Below are 24,858 nucleotides of genomic sequence, written 5' to 3' on the forward strand. Positions count from 1 at the left end.
ATGAGAGCATTTGTAAAAGGCATGCTGGCCCGTTCCAAGGCAGGGCACGATACCGGAAAACTGTTTGTAGTTATGCAGGCAGAGGAAGAGTTTGTGTCTCTGGCAGACGGCCGGTGCCGGACCCTGGATAAGCAGAAAAAAAAGAGAAGAAAGCACATTCAGATTATTTACAGAATACCCGCCCTTCTTCAGGAAAAAATGGAAAAAGGCGAAGAACTGCGGGATGAAGATATCAGAAAAGCCATTAAAGATTATGAAAAGAATCAGCAGGAGGTTTAATTTATGTCAAAGGCAGACGTTATTGAAGTAGAAGGAACTGTGTTAGAAAAATTACCTAACGCTATGTTCAAAGTAGAGCTGGAAAACAAACATGTGATTTTAGCACACATCAGCGGAAAGCTGAGAATGAATTTTATCCGTATTCTTCCGGGAGATAAGGTGACCATTGAGATGTCCCCATACGATTTGAGCAAAGGAAGAATTATCTGGAGAGATAAATAAAAACGAAAAAAGAGGGGGCGGCGCTTTTGGCTGCAGACACAATTTCTGTGCTGCAGGCAGAAGCGCCGCCTTTTGCTGTTTCATGGACTTATAGTTTGTCGTACATCTTTTCTGCACTGTCACTGGTTTTCAGCAATAAGAATTTGCGTATGGAAAAAATAACGGCAATGGCCACAACGCCTATAAGGGTTTCCGTCATATTCAGATGTTCCACAACCATCTGCCTGGCGATAGCAAACATCAGAACTTCCAGCAGGTTTTCTGCCGTGTGTTTGGCCAGCATTTTTACGAACTCCACACCGATAAGAAGTGTAAGCGCATCGCCAAGAAATGCGGTAAACTGCTCAGCAGTGATTTCCAGAAGAGGAATTGTGATAAAATTATGTACCATGGGAATGATAAGTATCACAATTACAAGCAGTATGACTGCAGACAACAGAATTTCCGTATAGCGGGAAACCGTATAGATGATTTCATTCAGTTTTCGTTTCATATCCGAGGCAAAAGCTCTCCTTTCTGATAGTTTTGAGTTGAAATGAATTTGTAATAATTGATAGATTTATCATACCATAAGAAAGAGAGAAAACGAAGAAAAATATGAAAAGTTGGGAAAATTTCCGGCAGAAGTTCCGTAGATTCTTCCGTGAAAACCGTAAAAACACAGGAAAAGCAGAAAAAAATCAGAGTTTAAGAAATGGAAAAAGATGGTAAAATAGCGGATTATCTGTAACAAAAACTTAAAAAAATCCAAGTTTTTACTTGCAAAACACCCGTTTCTATGATATTATATACAGGAAGTTTGAAAAATGTTTCGAAAATGTTACAGAATTTTGACGGAGTGTAAAAATTAATTTTGGAGAGGTACATAAAAGTATGAAAAAAAGATTATTATGTCTGTCACTGATTTTTGCTATGACAGCGGCACAGGTGATGCCTGTATCAGCTGCAAGAAAAGATGATTTACAGGCCGAGAAGTCTGCAACACAGAGTAAATTGTCAGAGGCTGAGTCAAAGGCAAGTAGTTTGGAAAGCAAAAAGAATGCATTAATGGGACAGATTGATTCCACTCAGCAGGAATTGGTAAGTGTTATTTCACAGATTGAAATTCTTGATGAGGATATTAAAGAAAAAGAAGCTGACATTGAAAAAACAAAAGAAGACCTTAAGAAGGCAGAAGCTGACCGTGACGAACAGTACGAAGCTATGAAGCTGAGAATTCAGTACATGTATGAAAACGGCGGCAATGATACATGGGCACAGATTTTATTAGAGTCTGACAGTATTGCGTCTATGCTGGCGAAAGCAGAAAATACAGAGAAGATGTATGCTTACGACAGAGATGAATTACAGAAAATGAAAGATATTGTTCAGGAAGTGACTGACCTGGAAGAAAAGCTGGAAGGCGAGAAAGCAGAGTTGGAAACTGCTAAAAATGAGCAGGAAGGCATGAAAGCTTCTCTTCAGACGAAAGTGGACAACTTAAAAGCAAACGCAGAAGATTATGAAGCACAGATTGCGTCTGCAAGAGCACAGGCTCAGGAATACAAAAACTTGATTGAACAGCAGAACGCAGAACTGAAGAAAATTCAGGAACAGGAAGCGGCAGCAGCAAAAGCAGCACAGGAAGCGGCTAAGAAGAAAACACAGCAGAGCAACACAAATACAGGAAATGCTGTTACAGGCGGTACTACAACAAACAACAATGGTGGTACAAGCAACAATAATAATAACAATAACAATACATCTTCTACAGATGACAGCAGCAACGATAGCAGTGAAAACACAAACAGTGGAAATACCAATACAGATACAACACCGGATACAGATGCAGGAAGCAGTAACAGCGGAAGCACACAGGAAGATAACTCTTCTTCTGCACCGTCCTATGACAGCAGCACAGGCGCAGCGGTTGTAGCTTATGCAAAACAGTTTATCGGTAATCCGTATGTATATGGCGGAAACAGTCTGACAAACGGTATTGACTGTTCCGGATTTACACAGCAGATATTTGCGCACTTCGGATACAGCCTTCCGCGTACAAGTGATGCACAGGCAAATTCTGGTGTAGGAATTGATTATTCTGAATCTCGTGCAGGTGATATTATTGTATATCCTGGACATGTGGCAATCCTTACAGGAGATGGCGGAATCGTACATGCTTCCAACAGCGCTCCGTATCCAAAGGGTGGTATTAAATATACAGCGAACGCGTTATATCGTTCTTATATCGCAGTTAGACGTATTGTGCAGTAATTAGAAGATAGAAGAAAAGAATACATAAAAATAGAGAGCAGTTCTTTTGTTGAATTCAACACGGGAATTGCTCTTTTTTTGAAAGAAAGAGGTAAAATATGGGATTTTCTTTAGATGTCAGTGTGCCGGTTTTCACGGTGTTTCTGCAAGGACTTATCAGCTTTTTCTCTCCCTGTATTCTTCCCCTGATTCCCCTGTATATCGGCTATTTGTCAGGTGGAACAGGCACCATGGGCGAAGACGGGAAAATGCATTATAAAAAGAGCAAGGTGATGCTGCATACCTTTTGTTTTGTAATCGGCGTCAGTTTTGCCTTTTTTCTTCTGGGGCTGGGATTTTCTGCTATGGGAGAATTTTTTAAGAGCAACCAGGCTTTGTTTGCCAGAATCGGCGGGATTCTGGTAGTGTTTCTGGGGCTGTATCAGTTAGGGGTATTTGGGAGCAGCAAGATTCTGGGAAATGAGCGAAGGCTGCCTCTGAAGCTGAACGTATTGGCCATGTCCCCCATAACGGCGCTGCTTATGGGATTTACCTTCAGCTTTGCCTGGACGCCCTGTGTGGGACCGGCGCTTACCAGTGTTTTGCTTATGGCAGCTTCTGCCAGTACCCGTGGCATGGGATTTCTGCTTATTGGTGTGTACACAGTAGGATTTGTACTTCCGTTTCTGGCTGTGGGACTTTTCACCTCCACAGTCCTGGAATTTTTTAAAAGTCACGGGAAGGCCGTGCGCTATACTGTGAAAGCGGGCGGTGTTTTGATGGTTCTCATGGGAGTTTTGATGTTTACCGGAAAGATGAATTCCGTTACCGGATATTTGTCCGGAGTGCCGGCAGATACGGTTCAGGAAAAAGAGGAGAGTAAGACAGAAGAAGAGAATACATCTGCAGGTACAGAAGAAACTGTTACACCGGCTGTAGATTTTACGCTGAAAGACCAGTATGGCAATACCCACACCCTTTCAGAATATAAAGGGAAAACCGTGTTTTTGAATTTCTGGGCAACCTGGTGTCCCCCCTGTAAAGCGGAAATGCCTGATATTCAGAAAATTTATGAGGAATATCAGGAAAAAGGAGATGACAGCCTGGTGATTCTGGGAATCGCGGCGCCAAACTGGGGGCAGGAGCAGTCCCAGGAGGGCATAACAGCCTTTTTGGAGGAAATGGGATATACTTACCCGGTAGTTATGGATACCACGGGAGAAATGTTTATGGCTTATGGAATCAGTTCTTTTCCTACGACGTTTATGATTGACAAGGAGGGAAACGTGTTCGGATATGCCAGCGGACAGTTAAGCGAGGATATGATGCGAAGCATTATCCGGCAGACGGTGGAAGGGAAAAGAGAATAGAGAAGTTTTGCAGAAAAAATTCCATTGTTATGGTTTGGTTATTTTTCTGTGTTAGAATCCTTTCTGTAAATAGGAAATAAAGCTATTTACAGAAAGGATTTTATATTATGAAGGATTGGATTTTGGAGACCAGACATTTAACAAAAAGTTATAAAGGACAGCAGGCTGTCAGCGATATTTCTTTGAAGATTCCAAGAAATGGTGTTTATGGACTTTTGGGGCCGAATGGGGCCGGAAAGTCTACAACACTCAAAATGCTTACTGGGATTCTGAGGCCAGACAGTGGAGCGGTGATTTTTGACGGAAAGATATGGAAAAGAGAAATGCTTTCTGAGATTGGGGCTCTGATAGAAGCACCAGCACTTTATGGAAATCTGACGGCAAGAGAGAATCTTGGGATACATGCGACTTTAATGGGGCTGCCAAAGGAACGGATAGAGGAAGTGCTTGAGATTGTGGATTTAAAAGATACAGGGAAAAAGAGAACTGCCCAGTTTTCTATGGGGATGAAGCAGCGTATGGGGATAGCAATTGCTTTGTTAAATCATCCCAGATTGTTGATTTTGGATGAGCCCACCAATGGACTTGACCCTTTTGGCATACAGGAACTGCGGGAGATGATAGCTTCTTTCGGACGGCAGGGAATCACGGTGATTCTGTCCAGCCATATTTTATCTGAGGTATCTCAAGTCGTGGATGAAATTGGTATTATCAGCCAGGGACGCTTATTGTTTCAAGGTGTGCCGGATACGCAGGAGAATCTGGAACAGTTTTTTAACGAAGTCATTTTAAAAGGGGGAAAGAACCATGAAAGAGCTTAAAGCAGAACTTTTAAAATATCGCAGAACATTTACCGGAAAACTAATTGTGTGGATTCCTTTGTTCTTTGCTGTTTATGCCTTTGTCATTGGCATGATTATGGAAAATAGTTCACAGGCCCAGAAAATGGCATATACAGGAACAAGCTGGGCTGTGTTTTTGGCACTGGTTTTCAACTGGTGGTCTTTTCTGTTTATGCCCCTTGGTATGGGACTTTTTGGAACATTAGTGGCCTGGCAGGAAAAGCGGGCCGGAAACTGGCGCGTGCTGCAGATTCACGCAAACCCACCAAGACGGCAGTGGATCGCGAAAATCGGCGGAATGGCGGTTTATTCTCTGTTTTCTTCCCTGGTGCTCATATTGGTGACGGTGGTGACAGGATTTTTCACAGCGCAGGGAATTATGCCTTTTGCACGTATTGTGGCGGGCGCTCTTCTTTGCTGGCTGACTTCTCTCGCGCTGATTCCCATACAGCTTTGGGCAGCGGCAGCAGGTGGAATGTCCGTAAGCCTTGGTATGGGATTTGCGGGAATGTTTGCGGGGGTGTTTTTGGCACCTGAAAAATACTGGGTATTTTGTCCGTGGAGCTGGCCTGTGAGACTTATGTGCCCGATTATTGGGGTACATCCCAATGGCGTGCTGCTTTCGCCGGATAGTCCCCTGCGAAATGCTTCTGTTATTTGGGCAGGAACCGTCCTTTCTTTGGGAATATTTTTGGTACTTACACTTCTTACGGGAATTTGCTTTGAGAGGAGGGAGGTGGCATGAGAATCTTTGTAGCTGAATGGATGAAAACCAGACACACCATCCTTCACAGGCTGGTACTTCTGATACCTTTGTTTTGCTCTTTGGCAGTTCTGGGATATGCGGCCTACAGGAAAAACAGTTTTTCGCTGGCCTTTTTTTACCAGGGATTTTTTCTTATATGGTCTGCGGTGCTTCTCCCATTAGGTGTGGGAATTTTGACAGGTATTCTGGTTCATGAGGAGGAAGAGGCAGGAAATTTTTATGGATTGCTGCAGTGCAGTAGAAAGAGAAGCAGTTTATATCTGGGAAAATTTTCAGCAGCATTGGTTTTCTTGACAGGCAGTACCTTTTTGACTACACTGATAATCAGTACAGGGCTGTGTTTTCTTTTGCAGAAGGAAAGGGGAGTGGGGCTGTTTTTGACGGCTGCTTGTTTGGCCGTATGTGGAGTGCTCCCCGTTTTAGCAGTTCATTTGTGGATAAGTTTCGCATTTGGCATGGGAGCTTCTGTGGGAGTTGGGATTTGCGGCTTACTGCTGGCAGTTCTTCTGGGGAGCACATCTTTGGGAGACCATATCTGGTATGCGGTTCCGTGGACTTATCCGGTGAAAATGGCGATGTTTCCTATGGCCTTTTCTATGTTTCCGGAGAATATGCGCACAGAAGCAGAAAAACCCTTTGTACTGGCCTTTGCATTGAGTCTCGTGCTTAGTGTGCTTATTCTGGCAGGGAGCATGCTCTGGTTTGAAAAATGGGAAGGACGAGGTGGAAACCGTTGAGTAGAATTTTGATAATTGATGATGAGAAAGATTTAGTTTCTCTTCTGGATAAAAAATTGAAGAAAAACGGTCATGAGGTTTTGACGGCTAAGGATGGTGAAGAAGGTATGAAATTGGCGGCACATTTTCCGGATTTGATTCTTTTGGATATCATGATGCCCAAAATGAATGGATTTGAAGTATGCCGCAGTATCCGGGAACGGGTGTATTGTCCCATTCTGTTTCTGAGTGCAAGGCAGTCGGAGTCAGATAAACTCAAAGGTTTTGCCCTTGGGGGAGATGATTATATTACGAAACCCTTTGGTATACGGGAATTGATGGCAAAAATCGAGGCAAATCTACGCAGGGAACAACGTATGCAGTGTATACAGGTAGAAAGAAAGCGCACCAGACTGTACTTCGGAAATCTCACGCTGGATATGCAGGGGAGGAGTGTTCGGATTGGAGAAAAAGAAATTCCTCTTACCAGAACCGAGTATGACATTGTGGAATTTCTGGCCCTTCATGCAGGGCAGGTATTCACCAAAGAACAGATATACGAATGCGTATGGGGATATGATGGAACCGGAGATAATACAACGGTGGTAGAACGGATTAAAAAAATCCGGGGAAAATTTGCTGAAGCGGAATCCGGAATACAGTATATTTCCACAGTATGGGGGATTGGATATAAATGGAACTGAAAAAAATGTCGATTGTTGCTCAATTTCGTATGAATCTTGTGGAAATTCTTGTCTCTACGATTTTGACTTCGGTTTTGACGTATGTGCTGGCCGTTTTTGTGTTTTTGTTTGCAGAGGGAACAGGCAGTATTTATCCGGAAAATTATTATGAACAGCAGATACCTGAGATTGAGGAGTATCTGCAAAGACAGCAAAAGAGCGGAATGTCGGCGGTGCAGCAAGAGGAACTGAATAAACTGGTGCAGGGAGAAGACTTTTTTTATCAGGCAGTAGACCGTCAGGGCAAGTTTTTGTATGGCACTTATGAAGAAACGATTTTTTCTTCGGAAGAAGAGATGTATGAGAAAATAAATACAACGGCAAAAGTGGGAAATCATTATGTGTATATTGTGCCTGTGATTGACAGCGCCGGAAAAATCGATGGTGCGGTAGCGCTTGTTTATGGCTTGCGTCTGTCTGTGGTAAACAGTGGGAAAGCCTGGATAAGTATAGCGCTGTTTTGCGTTTTGAGCTGTCCTTTTTTCTATATGATTTTGTTTACCGCACTCTTTTCCAGAAGATTTGCAGGGAATCTGACGAAGCCATTGCGTATGCTGGAAGAAGGAGCCCGGCAGATAGAGCGGAAAAATCTGAATTTCGAGATTTCCTATGCAGCAGACAATGAATTGGGGCAATTATGCAGAGCCTTCTCTTCCATGCAGGAGGAATTAAAAAAATCTCTGTCCCGTCAATGGAAGATGGAGCAGGAGCGGACAGAGACGGTAGAAGCGCTGGCCCATGATTTGAAATCGCCCCTCTCTATTATTAAGGCTTATACAGAAGCTATGGAAGATGATACGGAGATAGATCAGGAGCAGAGCGCATACCTTTCAGTCATTGAAGAAAACATAGAAAAGAGTATTTCTTTGGTGAAACAAATGCAGTATACTTCGGAGATTACCTCTCCCGACATTCACATAGACCAAAATCAGGTGGACTTGCGGGAGTTCCTCTGGAAAAAACAAAAAGACTATGAAATACAGGCAAGGGAGAAACAAATTTCCATACAGCTTGTTTTTTCAGAGACTTTGCCAGCGCGGATAGAAACAGATAAAAAGAAACTGGAAAGGATTCTGGACAATGTGGTGTCCAACAGCATCGCGTATACGCCTTTGGGAGGACGGATTGAAATAAGGGCAGAGGCAGATGAGGAATGTATTTTTTATTTTATTGAAGATACGGGAAAAGGATTTACCTTGAAGGATATGGAAAAAGCCATGGAAAAATTTTATCGCGGAGATGAAGCACGTTCCAGCGAAGGGGCACATTCCGGTTTGGGGTTGTATATTGTTTGGCGGCTTTCTCAGGTGCTGGGCGGTTCGGTGGAAATTGGGAACAGAGAGAGCGGAGGTGCCTGGGTGAAAGTCTGGCACAGGTGGAAGTAGCTGCTTTTTCATAAATGAAAAAACCGGTCATAGGAAATTTGTTCCAATGACCGGTTTTTAAGAAATAAAAAAAGCGCGAGACGGGACTCGAACCCGCGGCCTCGACCTTGGCAAGGTCGCGCTCCACCAACTGAGCCACTCGCGCATAAGCGGGTGATGGGAATCGAACCCACATATCCAGCTTGGAAGGCTGGTGTTCTACCACTGAACTACACCCGCAGGTTATTTTGTTTTTGTCTTGCTCGCTTAAGACTTGTTTATCATACACCAGGAAGAAACAAATGTCAACACTTTTTTGAAAAAAATTTTTGAATTTTTCAAAAAGTGTATATAATACATATAATTTAAAAAACAGACGGCCTCTCGGAGGAAGAATGCCGCCTGTTTTCCGTATATGATTTTTTATTTTACAGGACTCAGCATAAATTACGGTTGCTTTACAAACCGTTCATAGATATAGCGGTTAGCCGCTTCCTCCTGGCTGTCATCCAGAGGAGACAGTTCTGCAGTTCCGTATTTCCGTTTCAGTGCATTGGAAAGCAGGTAATCGCACAGATGGGGATTTTTTGGCAGAAGGGGGCCATGGAGATAAGTTCCCACGACGTTTTTGTAGAGAACGCCTTCACAGCCGTCTTCTCCGTTATTTCCGTGTCCGTAGAGCACGTTTCCAAGAGGTTTGTTGTCTCCGATGTATGTCCGTCCTCCATGATTTTCAAAGCCCACAATGGGAAGGGCGAAATCCGGATTTTCCAGAACAATGTTGTCAATGAGTCTTGGGCTGCCCTGTTCTGTGTACAAATCCACAAGGGCAAGTCCTTCAATGGTACCTTCCTCGGTTTTGTAATAATGCCCAAGAAGCTGATAGCCGCCACAGACAGCTAGAACACTGCCGCCGTCTTCGACATAGGATTTAAAATTTTCCTGAATACTTCGCAGTTTACTGCACACAATCATCTGCTCCCGGTCAGAACCACCGCCCAGCAGCACAATGTCCAGGGAAGAGAAATTTACAGAATCCTCCAGGGCGAATTCTATGGTTTCCGCTTCAATGCCTCTCCACTCACAGCGTTTCATCATGCACTGAATGTTTCCACGGTCTCCGTACAGATTCAGAAGGTCAGGATATAGATGCCCGATAGTAAGTTTCATGATTTTCTGCCCTCCATTTTCTTCAAAATATTGTGTGTGGTGTAAAGTCCCGTATAGTTTACCAGAACGTATAAATTTTTCACACCGTTTTCGATTTTGGCGGAAATGGCTTTTTCAATGTCCGATTCTGCCTCGCAGGGAATGTCCACATATTTCAAACGAAGCTGCATGTCCCGGAAACGGATACCGCAGACCGTGATAGAAGCCGCATGGGTATCTTTTAATCGGTCAAAGTCCACATCCCAGAGCCAGGAAACGTCTGTGCCGTCCTGACTGTTGTCGTTAATGAGAATGATAATGTCTTTTGGTGTTTGGTCTGTCATCACTGCGGAAATGTTCTGGTTAAAACCTGCCGGATTTTTTGCCAGATTCAGCATGACCTTGGTTCCTCTAATCTGGAACAATTCGTTTCTGCCGAACTGTGGGGTGTAGTCCCCCAGAATTTTATTAAAATTGTCCAGAGGAATGCCTGCCACAGAAGCAGCAGCATATACTGCCAGAATATTGTATACATTATAAAAGCCCCGGTAATTGGTTTTAATATGAAAATCCTTTACATCAAAGGCAATGCCATTGGAAAGAGAAATGTTTTCTCCATCGTAATCCGGTATGGGGCGTTTAAAGCCGCATTTGGAACAGTAGTAATCGCCCAGCTGGCTGTAGTGATAAAAGTTGTACTGCATTTTCGCTCCGCAGCATTTGCAGAACTGTCCCTCCCGTATTTCCCGGCTGTTTTCTTCTGCAAGCACCGGGCGGCTGATGCCATAGGATACCCGGGCGTTTTCGTTTTCCAGAGCCAGGTAGGAGGAGAGAGAATCGTCTGCATTAAATAAAAGCTTCATTTTTGGGGCCATTTTCATGGCTTTTGACAACAGATTCATGGTAATGTCAATTTCCCCGTACCGGTCCAGCTGATCCCGAAACAGGTTGGTGAGCACCATGTAGTCCGGCTGAAAATGAGGGAATACGCGTACTGTAGAGGCTTCGTCAATTTCAATACAGGCATAATCCGCTTTTAAATGTCCCGTAAATCCTGCATTTAGCACAAAGGCAGAAACTACCCCGTTTAACATATTGGAACCTGTGCGGTTGCAGACCACTTTTTTGCCATTGGCTTCCAAAACAGAGGACAGAAGGTTGTTAGTGGTTGTCTTTCCATTGGTGCCGCAGACTACAAAGATTTCCTGCTTTACTTCTTTGGCCAGTTCTTTGAGAATAGGCGGATAAATGGCAAGAGCCGCTTTTCCGGCCAGCGTCACTCCCTGCTTTCCTGTGAGCCGGCAGGCGGTTTTGATGATGTGGGCGCTCCACACCGCGAAAAGTCTTCGTATATTCATAGTCAATTCATTCCTTTTGCTTTTTCACAACATAAATTGTGAGAATAGTATTGTGGTTTTTCATGATTCATTATACATAAACTGGAGAGAGAGTACAACTAAAATCAATGCCAGCAGATAGGGGAAAAAACGATCCCTTGAAAAAACTCCGCAAAAAAGAACGGAAAAATGAGAAAAAATGGTTGAAATTTCCCGGCGCATATGATAAGATTGCTTTGTTGCTGTAAGACAGCAATATACGAAAAGCCCAGATAGCTCAGTTGGTAGAGCAGAGGACTGAAAATCCTCGTGTCGCTGGTTCGATTCCGGCTCTGGGCATTTTTTTATAACCAAAATGTCTTTGTGTAGAAGACAAATATCTTTGGTATAAAGAATGATAAAGCAGAAAGGAAGGATGGAAACGATGTATTCATTGGAAGAAATCAGAAACACAGACCCTGAAATTGCAGATTGTATCTGCAAAGAGGTAGAGCGTCAGAATTCGCATATTGAGCTGATTGCCTCAGAAAACTGGGTGAGTAAAGCCGTGATGGCTGCTATGGGAAGCCCTCTCACCAACAAATATGCAGAAGGCTATCCGGGAAAGCGGTATTATGGAGGCTGTGAGTGTGTAGATGAGATAGAGCAGCTTGCCATGGAAAGAGCAAAAGAACTGTTTGGGTGCGAGTATGTCAATGTGCAGCCCCATTCCGGTGCACAGGCCAATATGGCAGTTTTCTTTGCTATGCTGAAACCAGGTGACACGGTGATGGGGATGAATCTGGCTCACGGCGGTCATCTTTCCCATGGAAGTCCGGCCAATTTTTCCGGTGCATATTTTAACATTGTTCCTTATGGAGTTAACGAAGAGGGTGTCATTGATTATGAAGAGGTACGAAAAATTGCCATGGAAGCAAAGCCGAAGATGATTGTTGCAGGGGCAAGCGCTTACTGCAGAATCATTGACTTCAAGAAATTCCGGGAAATCGCAGACGAGGTTGGCGCTTATCTTATGGTAGATATTGCTCATATTGCCGGTCTGGTGGCAGCAGGTCTGCATCCGAGTCCCATTCCCTATGCCCATGTGACCACTACGACTACGCACAAAACGCTGCGGGGACCAAGAGGCGGTATGATTATGAGCAGCAATGAGGTGGCAAAGCAGTTTAATTTCAATAAAGCAGTGTTTCCTGGTATTCAGGGAGGCCCCCTGATGCATGTCATTGCCGCGAAAGCCGTTTGTTTTAAAGAAGCTCTGCAGCCAGAGTACAAAGAATATCAGCAGGGAATTGTGAAGAATGCAAAGGCGCTGTGTGAGGGACTTTTAAAGAGAGGTATTCAGATTGTGTCCGGCAAGACAGAAAATCATCTCATGCTGGTGGATTTAAGAGGAACAGGCGTTACAGGAAAAGAGATGGAACATCTTTTAGATGAGGCGAATATTACCTGCAACAAAAATGCCATTCCCAATGACCCGGAGTCTCCTTTCGTAACCAGCGGTGTCCGTCTGGGCACCGCAGCCGTAACCTCAAGAGGTATGAACGAAGAGGATATGGATAAGATTGCAGAAGCTATTGCCATTATGGTAAAAGACAGAAGCCGTAAAGAGGAAGCAAAGAAAATCGTAAAAGAACTGACCGATAAATATCCATTGAATGCATAAAACCAATTGTGTGTGAAGTTTTGAAAACGGTCTTTGCAAAGCATGCTCAGTGGTTGGTCAGTTTGATTTTGTGAAAAGCGTCCTGCGCCGCAACGGCTCCGTCATTGGCAGCGGTTACCACCTGCCGCAGCACTTTTTGGCATACATCGCCGGCCCCGTAAAGCAGGGGAACGGAAGTTTCCATAGATTCATCGACCAGCATATAGCCCTGTTCATCCAGCACTCCCAGAGGTTTTAAGAAATCAGTTACCGGGTCTGCACCAATATAAGGAAAAATACCGGAAACAGGCAATATTTTTTCTTCCTGGGAAGAGATATCTGCAATTTTCAGACCGCTGACTTTTCCGTTTTCTGAAAGAACCTCTTTAGGAACAGCCTTTTGGATAATTTCAATTTTTGCATTTTCTTTTGCGGCATCTACGGCGATTTTGTCTGCTCGAAAGACGTCTCTGCGCATGATAAGATAGACTTTAGAAGCAAACTGTGTCAGATAAACCGCTTCTTCAAGGGCTGAGTTTCCGCCGCCGATGACAGCTACTTCCCGGTCACGGAAGAAAGCGCCGTCACAGACAGCACAGTAGGAAACACCGCGTCCGATATGTTCCTGTTCGCCGGGAATGTTCATGAGGCGTTCTTTCGTTCCCGTAGCCACAAGGACTGCCGGGGCTGCGAAAATAGTTCCGTCTTCGCAGACTACTTGTTTTTTTTCACCGTCCGTGATGGAAACCACTTTTCCGTATTCGTATACAGCTCCGAAGCTGGTGGAATGTGTGAACATATCCATGGCAAGCTGAGAGCCGGGTTCCTGCAGGATGCCGGGCCAGTTGCTGATTTCATTGGTTTTCAGCAGCTTGCCTCCCGGCGCACCGCTCTCTAAAAGAGCGGTTTTCAGTCCTGCCCGGGAAGCGTAGACGGCGGCGGTCATGCCTGCCGGTCCCGCCCCGATGATGATGAAATCGTATTCTTTTGTCATAGTCATTCGCCTTTCTCTTTTTTATAAAGCCTTTAATTTCTGCTCCAGAACGGGTTTCGGGAGAAAACCGATAGCGGAATCCTTCACTTCTCCGTCCTTTAAGAAAAACAGTGACGGTACGGTTGTGACATTCCAGGTTCTGGTAAGTTCCGGATTTTCGTCGATGTCTACTTTCACAATTTTATAGTCTGTCTGCTCTTCCTGAAGCTGTTCCAGTACCTGTCCCAGCATTTTGCAAGGGCCGCACCAGGTTGCAAAAAAATCTAAGAGCACCGGTTTTTCGGATTTTAGTACTTCTTTTTCAAATTCCTGTTCGTTTATGTGTAAAATTGCCATAATCTTAATCTCCTTTATGATTTATTTTTAAATTTGTGTTTGTTTTCTATGTTTGCAGTATAAAATAAATATTGATGTTAGTCTGTGACAAAGTCACACTTTTATGTAAAAGAAAATCATCGATTTTAGTGAAAAAACATTTACGAAGACCGTGGAAATTGATATAATGAAGAGAATCTAATGTTTAAGTCAGAGAAACTCTGTAATTGCCGACAGGTTTTCAGCAAAAGAGGAGAGTTTATGAAAGAAATAGAAGAGTTGTCCGGACTTTTGGACCGGGAAGGAATCCAAAACCTGGGAAAAGAGCTGGGACATGCCATACAGAAAAAATTAGAAAAAAGCGGAATTTATTTTCGGATTTTTGCCAGAGTAAAGGAGGCAGGTTCTGTCTGGCACAAGCTGGAGTGGAAGAAGCAGGAGTATCTGGAACGGGATAAGAAGCTGCAGGATATCGCGGGAATTCGGATTGTGCTGTATTATATGGACGATATTCCCATCTGTAAGGAACTGTTGAAAAGCACCTATTCTGTCATCGAAAAGGACTCCCACGAAGACATTCCAAAGGTAAATGAATTTAATCCCCTGCGTATGAACTATGTGTGCCATATGCCGGAAGAATTTGTAAAGCGATTCCCGGAGGAGCTTTTTACCAATTACCGCATTGACAAGACCTTTGAAGTGCAGATTCGCACCACCTTTTCCGAGGGTTGGCATGAGGTAGACCATGACGTGCGGTATAAGCACAAGGAAGAGTGGGCGCAGCACTATGAATTTTCCAGAGAACTGAATGGAATTTATGCTACGCTGGAGGTATGTGACCGGAGTATGGTGAATCTTCTGGAGCGTTTGGCTTATCAGAATTATAAAAACAGGCAGATAGAAGCCATGATACGGAATAAGTACCGCCTGCGTTTTGAGAATCCAAGGATTTCGGTGCCACTGCTGGAATTTCTTCAGAAGGATACGGAACTGGTGAAGCGAATCTACCGTTCTCCAAGGGAAATTCCCATGCGTTTCTTTGCCAGCAGTCTGTCCGAGGGGATTCCCCTGACGGTGGACAATCTGGTGCTTGTGTGCAATGAATTGTGCCTGGGACAAAAAGACCTCGAAGACCGCACTCCCATGCTCATACGGGAAAGAACAGGACAATGGCAGGAAAAGCAAAAAATTTCTATTAATATGAAGAAATCTGTTGACACAGAGTTCTACTTATAATATAATAAATCAATGTGACGTGGATTGGAAATGCCTAGCCAAAAGCCCCGGTATGGTATGTTCAAAGGCGTCCGGTTTAATTGATTTATGATGATGAAAATATTCTATATTGTTGATAATAGGAGGTAAAACCATGAACACTTATATGGCTAATCCGGATAAGATTGAAAGAAAATGGTATGTTGTTGATGCTGATGGACAGACATTAGGACGTCTTGCATCTGAAATTGCTAAAGTTTTAAGAGGAAAAAACAAACCTGTTTTCACACCTCACGTTGACACAGGTGATTATGTAATCGTAGTAAACGCTGAGAAAGTAAAAGTTACAGGCAAGAAGATGGATCAGAAGATTTACTACAACCACTCTGAATATGTTGGCGGTATGAAAGAAACAACATTAAAAGAGATGATGGATAAAAAACCTGAAAAAGTTATTGAGCTTGCTGTTAAAGGTATGCTTCCAAAAGGACCATTAGGAAGATCCATGATTAAAAAATTACATGTATACGCTGGACCAGAGCACAAAAATGCAGCTCAGAAACCAGAAGTATTAACATTTTAATAGGAGGTAAATCACAGTGGCTAGTACAAAATTCTATGGAACAGGAAGAAGAAAATCATCTGTAGCTCGTGTATACTTAGTACCAGGTACAGGTAAAATCACAATCAACAAAAGAGATATTGATGAATATTTTGGATTAGAAACATTAAAAGTTGTTGTTCGTCAGCCATTAACACTGACAGAAACAGCTGACAAATTCGATGTTTTAGTAAACGTTCATGGTGGTGGATTCACAGGACAGGCTGGTGCAATTCGTCATGGTATCTCCAGAGCATTACTGGAAGCTGACAGCGAATACAGACCTGCTTTAAAAGCAGCTGGATTCTTAACTCGTGACCCACGTATGAAAGAAAGAAAGAAATACGGTCTCAAAGCAGCTCGTCGCGCTCCTCAGTTCAGCAAGCGATAATCTACAGCTTAAAAATGTTAAAGAAGCCCGGAAATACGCTATTTCCGGGCTTTTTCTATGCCTAAAATCACCTGATTCCGATGGTGAGATTTGAGGAAATTTGACTTCACATTAGCCCCATATCCTTGACAGATTTTTGGTAAAAATCCGGCTGAAATGGAATGAAAAACAGTGGCAGGATCGTTTGGCGAGTTCTGGCGAAATCTGCAAAAATTTAATATCAGGTATCCTGTTACATAGAGCCTTGGCTCATTCTTTGAAAACGAGAATGGGTCGAGGGTCTATTTTTTTTGCCCGAAATCCGCCGAGACAAATTTGAGCAGGAGGTAACAGGTATGACAGATTTCAATCAGAAGACCCATGATACCGATGTGGGCAGCGATTCTTGGACCTTCCGGCTGCGGAAAAACCACATTTTTGAAGACGTTAAATGATCTTTTGGAGCAGGAGCGCGGTGTGAATGTGTCTGGCAGAATTATGTTGGAGGAGGCGGATATCCACAGTCTATCCATGGAAGAGTTGAGAAAAAATGTGGGACTGGTGTTTCAGACACCGGCACCGTTTCCGTTTTCTATTTATAAAAACCTGACCTAAAAGCTTTCAGGCGGTCAGAAGCAGCGTCTGTGCATTGCCAGGGCGCTGACGGTGGAGCCGAAGGTACTGCTCTTAGATGAACCTTGTTCGGCTCTGGACGTGAAGGCTTCTGCCAAAATAGAAGAGCTGCTTAAGAACCTGAAGGAGCGTTATACCATTGTGATTGTTACCCACAACTTGGCGCAGGCAAAGCGCATTGCGGACGATATGGCCTTTTTCCAGAATGGACGGCTGGTAGAAACAAAGGATGCAGAAACATTCTGGGAAAAGCCGGAGTGCGAAGAGACGAAAAAGTTTTTAAAGGGATGAGTTTTATCTGTTCTGTTCAGTTCTTCGTATGGATGGAAACCAGATGGCCGGTGTGAATACGGAAATACCGGTCATTTGCTTGTCTGTCGTGTTTTCCACAATATGGGGAAGGTTGGATCGAATCAGCGTCGAATCCCCTTCCATCAGATGAATTCTCTCGGTTCCGATGATAACATCCAGTTCTCCGGACTGGACCATGATGATCTCCTCACTGGGGTGAATCACAGGGCGTTCGCCATCCTTAGCATGTGCTTCCAGCTCAAAACCGATAATCAGAGACTGGGGAACAAATTCTGCCGATGGCATCGGCGTCAGCAGATGGTAACGGATATTGGAATGGGGCTGTGATAAAGTGATGACCTGATTTTTTCTGGTAGTCAGTGTGTTGTCAGTTTCGGCTTCTCCCATAAAAAGATAGGTGGGAACATCCAGAGCAGCGCTGATTTTGCGAAGCGTTGACAGGGATGGGTCCGTCAGATTGCGCTCTATCTGGGATATATAGCCAATGGAAAGTCCTGTCTGTTCAGCCAGGGCTTTTAGTGTAAAACCTCTTGATTTTCTTATGTTGCGTACCTGCTCACCGAGCATATTGTAATCCTCCTGTTCGATGTACTTTATTCTATGATCTTCAGCGGAATCCGCTGTCTGTATTAGTATACCATTGTTTTTGTAAATAAACCAGATTTTGATTTGTTTTATATATATAAAAATATTAAAGTTCACTATTCTTCTATTTGCCTCGTTATCTGTTTCTGCTTTGGCTTATTTTCACAGATTTATGGAATGTTTTTTATGCAAAATCCCTAATTTTGTATTTTGAACGAAAAAAGGTTGACTATATATTTTAGTAATAGTAAAATTATACTAATTTTAAAATAATTTTACAGCATGGAGGTCTACTATGAAAATTACTGATGTAAAAGTAGAAGTGATTCACATTCCGATGAAAAAGCCGTTCCGTATTGCATTTGCCGTACAGGATCATTCTGTGAATGTTCTGGTAAAAGTTATGACAGATGAGGGACTCTATGGAATCGGAGAGGCAGCTCCGTTTGAACCGGTTACCGGAGAGAACAGTGCAACCGTTCTGGAAGTTCTTAAATTGTTTAAACAGGGTCTGATCGGTATGGATCCGATGAATATTGAGGGAATTCATCTGATGATGGATCGTCTGATTTCCGGCAATACCTCAGCAAAGGCTGCAATCGATATCGCGCTGTATGATCTGAAAGGCAAGGTTATGAACCAGCCGCTGTACAAGGTACTGGGCGGATACCGTGACCAGATCGTAACCGATATGACAATTGGTATTGATAAGCCGGAACTGATGGCACAGGAAGCAAAAGAGCGTGTTGAGCGTGATGGATTCCGTATCCTGAAGGTGAAAGCTGGAATTAATCCGGCGGATGATATTCGTGCACTTACTCTGATTCGTGAAGCAGTTGGACCGGATATCCGTCTGCGTGTGGATGCAAACCAGGGATATACCGTAAATGATGCGGTAAGAGTTCTGAAAGAATTTGAAAAAATCGGTGTTGACGCAGTAGAGCAGTGTCTGCCATGGTGGGATATGGACGGTTCCAAGATCCTTCGCCAGAAGGTTGATATGAAGATTATGCTGGATGAGTCTATCCATTCTCCGGTTGATGCAGCAAAAGCCTGCAAGATGGATGCAGCTGATATTCTGAACATCAAACTGATGAAGTGCGGCGGTCTGTATCCGGCAGAGAAGATCAATGCAATCGCAGAAGCAAATCATGTAAATTGTATGGTTGGCTGTATGCTGGAGACGAAGGTTGCGATTGCAGCAGGTGTCAGCCTGGTTGCAGCTAAGAGCAATATCACAGAGGCAGATTGCGACAGCTTCATGTATGCAGTAGATCCGGAGATGGGAATGCCAGGTGGCTTCACCATCGAGGGTGGCGTATATACACTGTCTCAGAAACCGGGTCTTGGTCTGGATCTGGATTTCTAATTCGGATAATAAATGCTTCGCGGGGATGCGCTGACCGAAGTCATGCGCCAGGCCTCGCGGAGGTTCTCACTAGAAAGGATTACTTAATATATGGAAAGCACAACATTATTTTCATCAGAAAGCGCATTGCTTCTGATTATGTTTCTTATGGTAGCTGTCGGCTTTTGGCTTCAACGCTTTAAAGTGTTCAAGGTACTTGGACCGGCTTTAACGGTTATTGTTACCGGTATTATTCTTTCAAACTTGAAAATTGTACCGGTGTCCAGCCCGACCTATGATGCCCTCAGCAGTTATTGTGTACCGCTGTCTGTTTCTATCTGTCTGCTGAGCCTAGATCTGCGTCAGATGAAAAAATTGTTAAACAGAAACTCGATTATTGCGCTGGTATCAGCAGCGGTAAGTGTCTGCCTGATGGCATTCGTGTTTGGTGTTTTATTCGCATCCAAGATTGATGAGGGATGGAAGATTGCCGGAATGTTTGTCGGAACCTATACAGGCGGAAGTTCCAACCTGACAGCAATCGCAGTCGGACTGGATGCATCAAAGGGAACCATCGCAGCTGCCAATGCAGCAGACTATGTAATTGGTATTCCGACTCTGATTCTTATGTTTGCGGCACCGGCTATCTACAAGAATTCTAAGCTGCTGAGAAAGCTGTGGCCTTATGAGATGACAGAGGCAGAGCTGCAGGGCGATGGAGATCATGAAGAACTGATGGCATCTAAAGAGTGGTCCATTCAGGAGATCGCATGGCTGCTGGCAATCGGCTTTGGTACTGTATGGGCAGCTACGACCATTGCAGGCATGGTATTTGAACCGGGATTCCGCAGTGCGGGACGTATTATTCTGATTACGACTTTCTCAATTATCATTGCACAGATTCCGGCAGTACGTAAACTGCGCGGCAACTTTGACCTGGGACTTTTTGTGGCGCTGTTATTCCTGACCACCATTGGATTCGCAGTTGATCTGAAACAGTTCTTTGGCTCTACATTCTATATTACCTTATTCTGCTTCTGCGTTATCGTCAGCTGCATCGTACTGCATCTGCTTGTAACGAGACTGCTGAAGATAAAATTCGAGTATGTTCTTCTTTCTGCTGTGGCATGTATTTCTGACGGCCCGACAGCTGCTCTGATTGCATCAAGTGCGCAGTGGAAAACTATGATTACAACCGGTCTTCTGATGGGCGTTCTGGCCGGAGCGATGGGCAACTACCTTGGTATTGCAGTTGCTTATGCTATCCGCGGCATCATCGGGGTATAACAGGAAAATCACGCTGCTGTTCACACATGTGTGCACGGCAGCGAGTAGGGAGATGAATTGTTATGAAACTATATCATTTGTATGTATCGGGAATTCTTTATGCGGAACTTGATTTTGATAAGCAGCCGCTCTCTATTCAAAAATTGGATATTGTATCGGCTAAGCTGCTTCCGTGGGAGACTTTGTCGGAAGAGGACAATGCCTTTTATAAATCATTTACCAAAATTGACTTATTGAAGCTGTCACATCAGCTTCATAGCTATGAACAGAAACTTGCGGGAGACGGGGAAGTCATCGTAGAGCTGCCGGAAGGCGCAGAGCGCTATACAAGCAGTAAGGATTCCTGGTATCTGCAGCGTGATATCAAATTCCCGAATAACAAGCTGGTAGAGAATGGCGAGCTGCTTGCAGTGTGCTGTCCGGCAAGGGAAATGGTTACGGTGCTGGTACGGGACGGCGAGGAGGAAAGAACGGTTCTTAAAATGTGGAAAAACACCTGGCCAGATGAGAAAATTTATGGAGTTAATCATCTTGGAAGTTTCCCGGTTCCTATGCGGGACGGCATTCATCTGTCAACGGATGTTTATGTACCGGCTGGGCTGAACGAGAAGGTACCGGCGGTACTGATTCGTACACCATATGGAAAAGAAGATGGCTGTGAAGTTTACTATCGGTACGTACAGCGCGGCTATGCAGTCGTAGTTCAGGATGTCCGGGGCCGTAACCTCAGCGAAGGCGAATGGATTCCGAACCACTCAGAGGTAGAGGATGGCGATGACACTCTGAACTGGATTGCAGAGCAGTCCTGGTCTTCAGGAAGTGTCGGCATGGTAGGCGGTTCCTATCTGGGATATGTACAGTGGGCAGCAGCAGCTAGCGGAAATCCTCACCTGAAGGCCTTGATCAGCGTCGTATGTGCAGGAAGTGCATTTGTGGATCTGCCGAGAAGAGGCGGCTGCTTTACCTCCGGAATGCTTGCCTGGGGATTCGCTGTTTCTCAGAAAAAATTCCATCCGGAACTGATGGAGCGGGATGACTGGGAAGAAGTATTGAACATCCGCCCGTTAGAGCAGCTTGCAGAAAAAGCACTGGGATATCATGTTCCGTTCCTGGATAAATGGCTGGAAAATTCAGAGTATGATGAATTCTGGCATCGTTCCAACTGGAAGGAGCGCTCTGTGCATGCGCAGATCCCGGCTCTCATCCAGTCCGGCTGGTTTGATGATAATGGAATGGGAACGACAGAGGCTCTGGAGCTTGTGCATGATTTCCCGGAAGGCATGAGAAAAGTAATTCTAGGTCCGTGGCAGCATAGCGGAAACAGCAAATACGATATGCATGGAGTGTCATTTGGTGACGAGGCTCTGCGCTTTGACTTAGATTTTATCTATTTCCAGTGGTTTGAGCATCATCTGAAGGGCGTAGACAACGGAATTGATAAAACAGCTCCAGTTGAGTATTATACCGTCGGACAGGAAACATGGAAGACAGCTTCCAACTGGCCAATTCCGGAGACCCAGGAAACAGAGATTTACCTGGACAGCTGCGGTCATGCCAACACATCCTCCGGTGATGGAGTTCTTTCCTTTAAACTGCCGGAGAAGGAGCGTCAGGACAGCTATGATTATGATCCTCAGAATCCGTCAACTCATATCATCGATATGTCTGAAAATGAAATTGAGGTTCCGGAGGACTATACAGAGGAGGAGAAACGTCAGGATATGCTGTGTTACTCCACGGATCCGCTGGAGAAGGACGTGGTAATCACAGGCGATATAACCGTGTCTCTTTACATCGCTTCCGATGCACCGGATACGGATTTCATGGTTCGATTAACGGATGTAGATGAAAATGGTCGTTCTATCAAACTGGCAGATGGTATCTTATCTGCGAAGTATCGCAATGGATTTGACCATGCAGACTTCTTAAATCCGGGCGAGGTAGTTCCGCTGACAATCCTCACGACGAAGATTTCCAACTGCTTTAAGAAGGGACATCGAATTCGCGTGACGATTACCTCCAGTGCGAAGAACTTTGTATTCCCGAACAGCAATACAAAAGACGGTTTCAACAGCCAGACAACGGTTATTGCACATAATACAATCTTCCATGGCGGACAGTATCCGTCCAAGATTACGGTTCGTATGGAGCAGTAAGGCATTTTCGAATTTTGAAAACAGGTTAGAGCGCAGCAACAATCATGTGCCTCGTTGGGAAACCAACGGGGTATTTTTTTTGCCCTAATCCAGCTGCATAGGACACTGAAAAGTCAAAACGAACAGTAGGTAGTCCTGCAAGGACAACCAAAGTGCGCCTACGAGACCAACGCGAAAGCGGAGGAATCTTGTGGAAATATAGCTGATAGTGTGATATGATTTGAATGGCAAAAGATATTTTAAGGAACAGACATGTTAGCGTTAAGTTCGCTAAGGAGAATAATATGGAATGGTTTGGAATTGTATGGGAGAAATTATCTGTGGTGTTCAACTTATTCCTTTAATTGGGTCTATTCTCCAAACAGAAATAGCATAAAAAAAGAATTTTGATAAAAATGGAACAAGATGATAAAGTTTGCAGAATCAAGAAAATCGATATTTGGCGAAGGAGTGTGAATGGATGAAAAAGAAAATAATTCTATCAATAGCGTTTCTGATCAGTTTATTACCAATGTTATTTAACCAATATGGCGGATTAAAAGGTGTACAGGAAATTACCGGCTTGATAAATCTGCTCAATCCTATTGGAATAGTGTCTGTCATTTTGTTTGTTTTAGGAGTATGGTTTCCCTTCAAGAAACGAGTTGTTAGTAAAAGTTTAGGCGCATTAGGCGTGATTGGGATTGTGGTCTCTGAAATATATAAATTCCTCACCTGGCATACATTGACTGTCACCGGTGAAGTCAGTTTACAGAATAGCATTCGATTAGCATTCCCCGAGTTTTATATAGGATTGACCATTTCTTTGGTAATGGTGATTGCTTATTTTGTGATTGACAAGTACACTTGGCATAAGGACAACTTCAAGTTTGTAGAATTCAAAAATTTAATATGAAATGTGAGATAGAGCGTATGGAAATAATCTATACGTTCTATTTTTTTGCCTTTTTGAAAAAAGTGATAAAAAAACTATTGACATTTTGTTACTGGTAAAACGGCGAAAAATATTCTGATCTCCTGCGGTGCGCGTCTTGCCGTATTTGATATAAACCTAACCAATCATTCAAATGATTCCGGCTAATATTATTGCTTTGTTAGGTATTGCAGTGCTGATTACATATTCTCCGCAGAATGGGCTTATTCTGTTGCTGATGGCTTTTTTGATTGGCCCGATGGGATTGCCGCTTGCGGCGATCTGGCTGTTGGGTAAGGTGCAGGATTTGAAATATACAATTCAGGACAGGGTTTATGGGTGATTTTTTGAGAGAGAAAGCTTCTTTTCATAAAAAGCGACAAAAACGATAAATATCCATATAAAACAGGCTGGAAATAAATTTAATTAAAGATTTTGCAGAAAAACTGCAAAAATAAGCAATAAAATCTTTCAAAGGCAATTTTAATTCCTATAAAAGGGTGTGATTCAATGCCTTTGGAAGATGATGAAATATAGTTTAAGAATAGATAAGAAGCAGGACGATAGGGATGAATCCTAATGTCCTGCTTCTTAGTTATTTGGAATGAACAGTAATGTATTTCTGGTTTTTGCTTTTGGGTTTGTCTGGAAACATCAATATATGTTTGCATTTCATCTCGACTTTTAGGCTCTGTACAAAATTCCAATAGCAAGTTTTGCTTGCTGATCACAGATGTATCATGTTGCGGCATCATGTGCTGTATCATGTGTGGCATCATGTACGGAAGCACCGCGCATGATATAATTTACATTTTTCAGGATGACTCTAAAATCTGTCGCTGTTGAGGAAAATTCAGGCTTATATGCCTCTGTATATCCAGGCAGCTTTTCTGTTTCACTGACGATTTTGCGTAGGCCGCTTCCACGGCGTTCCATGTATTTCATGAAAAACAAATTTCAAAGGGACTGGTATATCATAATTTTAAAAATAAGGACGAACTGTATTTAAAGTGTGTGGAAGAGTGTTTTAAGGAAATGACCGCATACTTTCAGAGTAAGGAATACAAGGCAGAGCATGTACAGAAAAGTCTGCATAACCTTTTTCAAATGCGGCAGCAGTTTTTTAAGGAAAATCCGTATCATTGCAATCTCTTTTTTTATACGGTTTTGCAGCCTCCAAAGCATTTGCGGGAGGAAATACACACACTTCGGCAGCCATATGATGAATTTTATGTAAACTGCTTTCGGGAATTGTTGCAGCAGCTGCAGCTGCGTGACGGGATAACCATAGAAGCAGCTATGGAATATTTCATGATTTTTCTGGAAATGTATAATGGATATTTTCAAAGCAAGTCCGGAGAAAAAGAGGATATTCCTGCTTTGATAGAAGACCATGAAGTAAATCTTTCTAAAATTTTAGATATTATGTTATATGGTGTCGCAAAAAGCGAATAATATTATGAAAAA

At 43.5% G+C, this 24,858-nt stretch carries 25 protein-coding genes, 3 tRNA genes and 3 pseudogenes; 22 read left to right on the forward strand and 9 right to left on the reverse strand.

Annotated features, from left to right (window positions below; genetic code table 11):
* On the forward strand, window positions 1-279 hold the full coding sequence (locus WKT17_RS02720; RefSeq protein ID WP_291683025.1) for a KOW domain-containing RNA-binding protein: 279 nt from the start codon (window positions 1-3) through the stop codon (window positions 277-279).
* 3 nt (window positions 280-282) lie between these two features.
* The gene (infA, locus tag WKT17_RS02725) at window positions 283-501 is read left to right on the forward strand and encodes a translation initiation factor IF-1 (RefSeq protein WP_003022750.1); all 219 of its coding nucleotides are present in this window, start codon (window positions 283-285) and stop codon (window positions 499-501) included.
* Between the two features lie 88 nt (window positions 502-589).
* Here infA and WKT17_RS02730 read toward each other — a convergent pair whose 3' ends face one another.
* The gene (locus WKT17_RS02730; protein WP_173748303.1) at window positions 590-994 is read right to left on the reverse strand and encodes a phosphate-starvation-inducible PsiE family protein; all 405 of its coding nucleotides are present in this window, start codon (window positions 992-994) and stop codon (window positions 590-592) included.
* 380 nt (window positions 995-1,374) lie between these two features.
* Here WKT17_RS02730 and WKT17_RS02735 point away from each other — a divergent pair, with 380 nt between their 5' ends.
* The 7 genes from WKT17_RS02735 to WKT17_RS02765 all read left to right on the forward strand — a co-directional run bounded on the left by WKT17_RS02735 (window position 1,375) and on the right by WKT17_RS02765 (window position 8,555).
* Complete coding sequence (locus WKT17_RS02735; protein ID WP_173748305.1) at window positions 1,375-2,754, forward strand: C40 family peptidase; 1,380 nt, start codon at window positions 1,375-1,377, stop codon at window positions 2,752-2,754.
* 98 nt (window positions 2,755-2,852) lie between these two features.
* Window positions 2,853-4,103 (forward strand): redoxin family protein, encoded by a 1,251-nt coding sequence (locus tag WKT17_RS02740; protein WP_173748307.1) that lies wholly within the window; start codon window positions 2,853-2,855, stop codon window positions 4,101-4,103.
* Window positions 4,104-4,210: 107 nt separating this feature from the next.
* Window positions 4,211-4,924, forward strand: coding sequence for a lantibiotic protection ABC transporter ATP-binding protein (locus tag WKT17_RS02745; RefSeq protein ID WP_291683006.1), 714 nt, complete (start codon window positions 4,211-4,213; stop codon window positions 4,922-4,924).
* A complete protein-coding gene (locus WKT17_RS02750; protein ID WP_340271832.1) occupies window positions 4,911-5,690 on the forward strand; it encodes a lantibiotic immunity ABC transporter MutE/EpiE family permease subunit in 780 nt (259 codons plus the stop codon). The genes WKT17_RS02745 and WKT17_RS02750 overlap by 14 nt, the downstream gene beginning before the upstream one ends.
* The gene (locus WKT17_RS02755) at window positions 5,687-6,448 is read left to right on the forward strand and encodes a lantibiotic immunity ABC transporter MutG family permease subunit (RefSeq protein WP_173748313.1); all 762 of its coding nucleotides are present in this window, start codon (window positions 5,687-5,689) and stop codon (window positions 6,446-6,448) included. Before WKT17_RS02750 ends, WKT17_RS02755 begins: the two co-directional genes overlap by 4 nt.
* Window positions 6,445-7,131: a response regulator transcription factor gene (locus WKT17_RS02760; protein WP_173748315.1), complete on the forward strand. Its 687-nt coding sequence runs from the start codon at window positions 6,445-6,447 to the stop codon at window positions 7,129-7,131. The genes WKT17_RS02755 and WKT17_RS02760 overlap by 4 nt, the downstream gene beginning before the upstream one ends.
* The gene (locus WKT17_RS02765) at window positions 7,122-8,555 is read left to right on the forward strand and encodes a HAMP domain-containing sensor histidine kinase (RefSeq protein ID WP_294462858.1); all 1,434 of its coding nucleotides are present in this window, start codon (window positions 7,122-7,124) and stop codon (window positions 8,553-8,555) included. The genes WKT17_RS02760 and WKT17_RS02765 overlap by 10 nt, the downstream gene beginning before the upstream one ends.
* Before the next feature lie 72 nt (window positions 8,556-8,627).
* Here WKT17_RS02765 and WKT17_RS02770 read toward each other — a convergent pair.
* The 4 genes from WKT17_RS02770 to WKT17_RS02785 form a co-directional block, all read right to left on the reverse strand.
* Window positions 8,628-8,700: transfer RNA gene (locus tag WKT17_RS02770), tRNA-Gly, on the reverse strand.
* A gap of 3 nt (window positions 8,701-8,703) precedes the next feature.
* Window positions 8,704-8,774: transfer RNA gene (locus WKT17_RS02775), tRNA-Gly, on the reverse strand.
* 207 nt (window positions 8,775-8,981) lie between these two features.
* Complete coding sequence (locus WKT17_RS02780; protein ID WP_173748319.1) at window positions 8,982-9,704, reverse strand: type 1 glutamine amidotransferase; 723 nt, start codon at window positions 9,702-9,704, stop codon at window positions 8,982-8,984.
* Window positions 9,701-11,041 carry a MurT ligase domain-containing protein gene (locus WKT17_RS02785; RefSeq protein ID WP_173748321.1) on the reverse strand — a complete coding sequence of 447 codons (1,341 nt, stop codon included), beginning with the start codon at window positions 11,039-11,041 and terminating at the stop codon, window positions 9,701-9,703. The genes WKT17_RS02780 and WKT17_RS02785 overlap by 4 nt, the downstream gene beginning before the upstream one ends.
* Window positions 11,042-11,286: 245 nt before the next feature.
* Here WKT17_RS02785 and WKT17_RS02790 point away from each other — a divergent pair.
* A tRNA-Phe gene (locus WKT17_RS02790) sits at window positions 11,287-11,359 on the forward strand.
* Window positions 11,360-11,444: 85 nt separating this feature from the next.
* Window positions 11,445-12,683, forward strand: a complete 1,239-nt coding sequence (glyA, locus tag WKT17_RS02795; protein ID WP_173748323.1) for a serine hydroxymethyltransferase — start codon at window positions 11,445-11,447, stop codon at window positions 12,681-12,683.
* Window positions 12,684-12,729: 46 nt separating this feature from the next.
* Here glyA and trxB read toward each other — a convergent pair whose 3' ends face one another.
* Window positions 12,730-13,662, reverse strand: coding sequence for a thioredoxin-disulfide reductase (gene trxB, locus WKT17_RS02800; protein WP_226853496.1), 933 nt, complete (start codon window positions 13,660-13,662; stop codon window positions 12,730-12,732).
* 15 nt (window positions 13,663-13,677) lie between these two features.
* Window positions 13,678-13,992, reverse strand: a complete 315-nt coding sequence (gene trxA, locus WKT17_RS02805) for a thioredoxin (RefSeq protein ID WP_173748325.1) — start codon at window positions 13,990-13,992, stop codon at window positions 13,678-13,680.
* A 240-nt stretch (window positions 13,993-14,232) separates the two neighbouring features.
* Between trxA and WKT17_RS02810 the strand changes: the two genes are divergently transcribed.
* From WKT17_RS02810 to WKT17_RS02830, 5 genes and pseudogenes are all read left to right on the forward strand, one after another.
* The gene (locus tag WKT17_RS02810; protein WP_173748327.1) at window positions 14,233-15,207 is read left to right on the forward strand and encodes a GTP pyrophosphokinase; all 975 of its coding nucleotides are present in this window, start codon (window positions 14,233-14,235) and stop codon (window positions 15,205-15,207) included.
* Between the two features lie 133 nt (window positions 15,208-15,340).
* Entirely contained in the window at window positions 15,341-15,769 is a 429-nt protein-coding gene (gene rplM, locus WKT17_RS02815; protein WP_173748329.1) for a 50S ribosomal protein L13, read from the forward strand.
* Window positions 15,770-15,785: 16 nt separating this feature from the next.
* On the forward strand, window positions 15,786-16,178 hold the full coding sequence (gene rpsI / locus WKT17_RS02820; RefSeq protein WP_173748331.1) for a 30S ribosomal protein S9: 393 nt from the start codon (window positions 15,786-15,788) through the stop codon (window positions 16,176-16,178).
* Window positions 16,179-16,595: 417 nt separating this feature from the next.
* Window positions 16,596-16,799, forward strand: a pseudogene (locus WKT17_RS02825) (hypothetical protein); the annotation flags it as partial.
* Window positions 16,800-16,823: 24 nt separating this feature from the next.
* Entirely contained in the window at window positions 16,824-17,081 is a 258-nt protein-coding gene (locus WKT17_RS02830; protein WP_330625138.1) for a hypothetical protein, read from the forward strand.
* 3 nt (window positions 17,082-17,084) lie between these two features.
* Here the strand turns inward: WKT17_RS02830 and WKT17_RS02835 are convergent, their stop codons facing one another.
* Window positions 17,085-17,669 (reverse strand): helix-turn-helix domain-containing protein, encoded by a 585-nt coding sequence (locus WKT17_RS02835; protein WP_291683532.1) that lies wholly within the window; start codon window positions 17,667-17,669, stop codon window positions 17,085-17,087.
* A 313-nt stretch (window positions 17,670-17,982) separates the two neighbouring features.
* Here WKT17_RS02835 and WKT17_RS02840 point away from each other — a divergent pair, with 313 nt between their 5' ends.
* The 5 genes and pseudogenes from WKT17_RS02840 to WKT17_RS02860 all read left to right on the forward strand — a co-directional run.
* A complete protein-coding gene (locus WKT17_RS02840) occupies window positions 17,983-19,056 on the forward strand; it encodes a mandelate racemase/muconate lactonizing enzyme family protein (protein ID WP_291683531.1) in 1,074 nt (357 codons plus the stop codon).
* 90 nt (window positions 19,057-19,146) lie between these two features.
* Window positions 19,147-20,322: a DUF819 family protein gene (locus tag WKT17_RS02845; protein WP_291683530.1), complete on the forward strand. Its 1,176-nt coding sequence runs from the start codon at window positions 19,147-19,149 to the stop codon at window positions 20,320-20,322.
* A 62-nt stretch (window positions 20,323-20,384) separates the two neighbouring features.
* Window positions 20,385-22,478, forward strand: a complete 2,094-nt coding sequence (locus WKT17_RS02850) for a CocE/NonD family hydrolase (RefSeq protein WP_291683529.1) — start codon at window positions 20,385-20,387, stop codon at window positions 22,476-22,478.
* 460 nt (window positions 22,479-22,938) lie between these two features.
* The gene (locus WKT17_RS02855) at window positions 22,939-23,373 is read left to right on the forward strand and encodes a hypothetical protein (RefSeq protein ID WP_215636472.1); all 435 of its coding nucleotides are present in this window, start codon (window positions 22,939-22,941) and stop codon (window positions 23,371-23,373) included.
* 181 nt (window positions 23,374-23,554) lie between these two features.
* Window positions 23,555-23,734 (forward strand): annotated as a pseudogene (locus tag WKT17_RS02860) (CD1845 family protein); the annotation flags it as partial.
* A gap of 252 nt (window positions 23,735-23,986) precedes the next feature.
* On the opposite strand, the pseudogene WKT17_RS02865 reads toward WKT17_RS02860, so the two are convergent.
* Window positions 23,987-24,336, reverse strand: a pseudogene (locus tag WKT17_RS02865) (AAA family ATPase); the annotation flags it as partial.
* Window positions 24,337-24,426: 90 nt separating this feature from the next.
* Here WKT17_RS02865 and WKT17_RS02870 point away from each other — a divergent pair.
* Window positions 24,427-24,846 carry a hypothetical protein gene (locus WKT17_RS02870; RefSeq protein WP_291683528.1) on the forward strand — a complete coding sequence of 140 codons (420 nt, stop codon included), beginning with the start codon at window positions 24,427-24,429 and terminating at the stop codon, window positions 24,844-24,846.
* The last annotated feature ends 12 nt before the right edge of the window (window positions 24,847-24,858 follow it).

The sequence above is a fragment of the Blautia sp. HCN-20427 genome (assembly GCF_037890365.1).
GTDB lineage: Bacteria > Bacillota > Clostridia > Lachnospirales > Lachnospiraceae > Blautia.

Coding starts and splice junctions, on each gene's coding strand:
- WKT17_RS02720 (WP_291683025.1), top strand. CDS start 1: ATGAGAGCATTTGTAAAAGGCATGCTGGCCCGTTCCAAGGCAGGGCAC.
- WKT17_RS02855 (WP_215636472.1), top strand. CDS start 22,939: ATGAAAAAGAAAATAATTCTATCAATAGCGTTTCTGATCAGTTTATTA.
- trxB (WP_226853496.1), bottom strand. CDS start 13,662: ATGACTATGACAAAAGAATACGATTTCATCATCATCGGGGCGGGACCG.
- WKT17_RS02735 (WP_173748305.1), top strand. CDS start 1,375: ATGAAAAAAAGATTATTATGTCTGTCACTGATTTTTGCTATGACAGCG.
- WKT17_RS02780 (WP_173748319.1), bottom strand. CDS start 9,704: ATGAAACTTACTATCGGGCATCTATATCCTGACCTTCTGAATCTGTAC.
- WKT17_RS02835 (WP_291683532.1), bottom strand. CDS start 17,669: ATGCTCGGTGAGCAGGTACGCAACATAAGAAAATCAAGAGGTTTTACA.
- glyA (WP_173748323.1), top strand. CDS start 11,445: ATGTATTCATTGGAAGAAATCAGAAACACAGACCCTGAAATTGCAGAT.
- rplM (WP_173748329.1), top strand. CDS start 15,341: ATGAACACTTATATGGCTAATCCGGATAAGATTGAAAGAAAATGGTAT.
- WKT17_RS02765 (WP_294462858.1), top strand. CDS start 7,122: ATGGAACTGAAAAAAATGTCGATTGTTGCTCAATTTCGTATGAATCTT.
- WKT17_RS02785 (WP_173748321.1), bottom strand. CDS start 11,041: ATGAATATACGAAGACTTTTCGCGGTGTGGAGCGCCCACATCATCAAA.
- WKT17_RS02810 (WP_173748327.1), top strand. CDS start 14,233: ATGAAAGAAATAGAAGAGTTGTCCGGACTTTTGGACCGGGAAGGAATC.
- WKT17_RS02740 (WP_173748307.1), top strand. CDS start 2,853: ATGGGATTTTCTTTAGATGTCAGTGTGCCGGTTTTCACGGTGTTTCTG.
- trxA (WP_173748325.1), bottom strand. CDS start 13,992: ATGGCAATTTTACACATAAACGAACAGGAATTTGAAAAAGAAGTACTA.
- infA (WP_003022750.1), top strand. CDS start 283: ATGTCAAAGGCAGACGTTATTGAAGTAGAAGGAACTGTGTTAGAAAAA.
- WKT17_RS02850 (WP_291683529.1), top strand. CDS start 20,385: ATGAAACTATATCATTTGTATGTATCGGGAATTCTTTATGCGGAACTT.
- WKT17_RS02730 (WP_173748303.1), bottom strand. CDS start 994: ATGAAACGAAAACTGAATGAAATCATCTATACGGTTTCCCGCTATACG.
- WKT17_RS02755 (WP_173748313.1), top strand. CDS start 5,687: ATGAGAATCTTTGTAGCTGAATGGATGAAAACCAGACACACCATCCTT.
- WKT17_RS02845 (WP_291683530.1), top strand. CDS start 19,147: ATGGAAAGCACAACATTATTTTCATCAGAAAGCGCATTGCTTCTGATT.
- WKT17_RS02745 (WP_291683006.1), top strand. CDS start 4,211: ATGAAGGATTGGATTTTGGAGACCAGACATTTAACAAAAAGTTATAAA.
- WKT17_RS02840 (WP_291683531.1), top strand. CDS start 17,983: ATGAAAATTACTGATGTAAAAGTAGAAGTGATTCACATTCCGATGAAA.
- WKT17_RS02870 (WP_291683528.1), top strand. CDS start 24,427: ATGACCGCATACTTTCAGAGTAAGGAATACAAGGCAGAGCATGTACAG.
- WKT17_RS02750 (WP_340271832.1), top strand. CDS start 4,911: ATGAAAGAGCTTAAAGCAGAACTTTTAAAATATCGCAGAACATTTACC.